The 2,480-nt window shown below is 71.2% G+C and carries 1 protein-coding gene and 1 pseudogene; both read left to right on the forward strand.

Going from position 1 to position 2,480, the window contains the following annotated elements:
* A pseudogene (locus FV222_RS30015) lies at window positions 1-459 on the forward strand (hypothetical protein); the annotation flags it as partial.
* Between the two features lie 146 nt (window positions 460-605).
* Entirely contained in the window at window positions 606-2,294 is a 1,689-nt protein-coding gene (locus tag FV222_RS23125) for an AMP-binding protein (protein ID WP_147765278.1), read from the forward strand.
* Window positions 2,295-2,480: the final 186 nt, after the last annotated feature.

A 2,480-nucleotide genomic window follows, 5' to 3' on the forward strand; every position in this document is an offset into this window, starting at 1 on the left:
CCGCGCCGGGCGGTGTGGGGCGTCGTCGGGATCGCTGCGCTGCTGCTGGCCTCGCTCTACCCGACCTTCGGGGGCGTGATCCTGCGCGGCGCCTACGGCACCGGCAGCATGGCGTTTCTCACCGGCCAGCCGCTCTGGCTCGCCTACGCCCTCGGGGCCGCGGTCGGTGCGCTCCTGTTCGGCACGATCCTCGGCCTGTTCGGCTGGCTCGCGGCCGGGCGGCTCCGCCCGCGGACCGGCTGGCGCGCCCGCATCGGGTTCGCGTTCTGCGGTTTCCTCGCCCTGTGGTTCGCCGCCGCCCTCCTCGGGCTCGGCCGGACGGAGGGCATCGGACCCTGGCCGGGCCGGGCCATTACCGGGTCGGAGGCGGGCATCGCCGCGCTGCTGGTCCTCGCCGCCGCCCTGCCGCACGCCCTCGTCGTGGCCTTCGGCCGACGGGCGCGTGCCGCGATGGCATAAGCCGCCGGCTGTCAGCGCCTGCCGCCCGGGGCCGGCTGCGCTCGCTTGCCGCGGGCGGAGCGATCCCGCACAGTCCCATCCAAGGGGAGCGAACACGCAAGACCGATAAGCGCGGCCAAGAATGCCGTGCGCGATGGAGAAACGCCGTGATCCAGGACAGCCGGGCACCGCGCCCGTGGCTCGCCGCCTACCCGCCGGGCATGCCGGCGGAGATCGACGCCGACAGCCTCGGCACCCTCGTCGACCTGTTCGAGATCAGCACCGCGCGCTTCGCCAAAAGGCCGGCGGTGACGTGCTTCGGCTCTTCGATGACCTACGCCGCGATGGGCGCCGCCGCCCGCGCGCTGGCCGCCTGGCTCGCCGCGCAGGGACTTGCCAAGGGCGACCGCGTCGCGATCATGATGCCGAACGTGCCGGCCTACGCGGTCGCGATCTTCGGGGTGCTGGTCGCCGGCGGCACGGTGGTCAACATCAACCCGCTCTACACGCCGCGCGAGCTGTCGGCGCAGCTCAACGATTCCGGCGCGCGCATCCTCGTCGTGCTGGAGAACTTCGCCCACACCGTCGCCGAGGCGATGCCCGGCGTCGCCCTCGACCGCGTGGTGCTCGCCGGCCCCGGCGACGGCCTCGGGCTCAAGGGCAAGGTCGTGGATCTCGCCTCGCGCCACCTGAAGAAGGCGGTGCCGCCCTTCGTCCTGCCTGCGGACAAGACGGTGCGGTTGGACGCGGCCCTGCGGCAGGGCAGGGGGCTGAAGGTGCCTGCAATCCCGGTGACGCAGGGCGACATCGCCTTCCTGCAATACACCGGCGGCACCACCGGCATCGCCAAGGCGGCGATGCTGACACACCGCAACATCATGGTGAACGTCGTCCAGAGCGAAGTCTGGTTCGAGGGGATCGAAGCGCCCGGCCGGGTGATGGTCACCGCGCTGCCGCTGTATCACATCTTCGCGCTGACCTGCTGCTTCTTCTTCTTCATGCGCACCGGCGGCAGCTGCCTGCTGATTCCCAACCCGCGCGACGGCGACGGCTTCGTGAAGACGCTGGCGAAGACGCGCTTCACGCACTTCTCTGGGGTCAACACCTTGTTCAACCTGTTGAACAACCATCCGAAGATCGACACGGTGGACTTCTCGCAGCTCGACTACGTGGTGGCCGGCGGCATGGCGGTGCAGAGCGCGGTCGCCGCGCGCTGGAAGGCGGTCACCGGCAAGACCATCATCGAGGGCTACGGCCTGTCGGAGACTTCGCCGGTGGTCTGCGTGAACCCGTATCGGCTGGGGACGTGGTCCGGCACGATCGGCTACCCGCTGCCCTCCACCGAGGTGTCGATCCGCGGCCCCGACGGGATGCCGGTGCCGGCCGGCACCCCCGGCGAGATCTGCGTGCGCGGGCCGCAGGTGATGAAGGGCTACTGGAAGCGCCCCGACGAGACCGCCGCCGCCACCACCGCCGACGGGTTCTTTCGCACCGGCGACGTCGCCGTGATGGAGGCGGACGGAGAGGTGCGGATCGTCGACCGGATGAAGGACATGATCCTCGTCTCCGGCTTCAACGTCTACCCGAACGAGGTCGAGGACGTGCTCGCCGCCCATCCCGGCGTGCTCGAATGCGCCGTGGTCGGCGCGCCCAGCGCCGAGACCGGCGAGATGGTGGTGGCCCACGTCGTCGTGCGCGACCCCGACCTGACGCCTGAGGCGATCCGCGCCCACGCGCGAACCCAGCTCACCGGCTACAAGGTGCCGCGCAAGGTCGTGCTGCAGGCGAGCCTGCCGAAGACCAACGTCGGCAAGGTGCTGCGTCGGGCGCTCCGCGACGAAGCGCCACCCGCGTGACGCGAAACGCAGGTAACCCCTGCGCCGTAGACGGCGAACATTCAGTTCGCGGCAGGCGCCCGGCACCCGCGGCGAGATCTGCGTGCGCGGGCCGCAGGTGATGAAGGGCTACTGGAAGCGCCCCGACGAGACCGCCGCCGCCACCACCGCCGACGGGTTCTTTCGCACCGGCGACGTCGCCGTGAT

Origin of the sequence: Methylobacterium sp. WL103, assembly GCF_008039885.1 — a bacterium.
GTDB classification, from domain to species: Bacteria; Pseudomonadota; Alphaproteobacteria; order Rhizobiales; family Beijerinckiaceae; genus Methylobacterium; species Methylobacterium cerastii.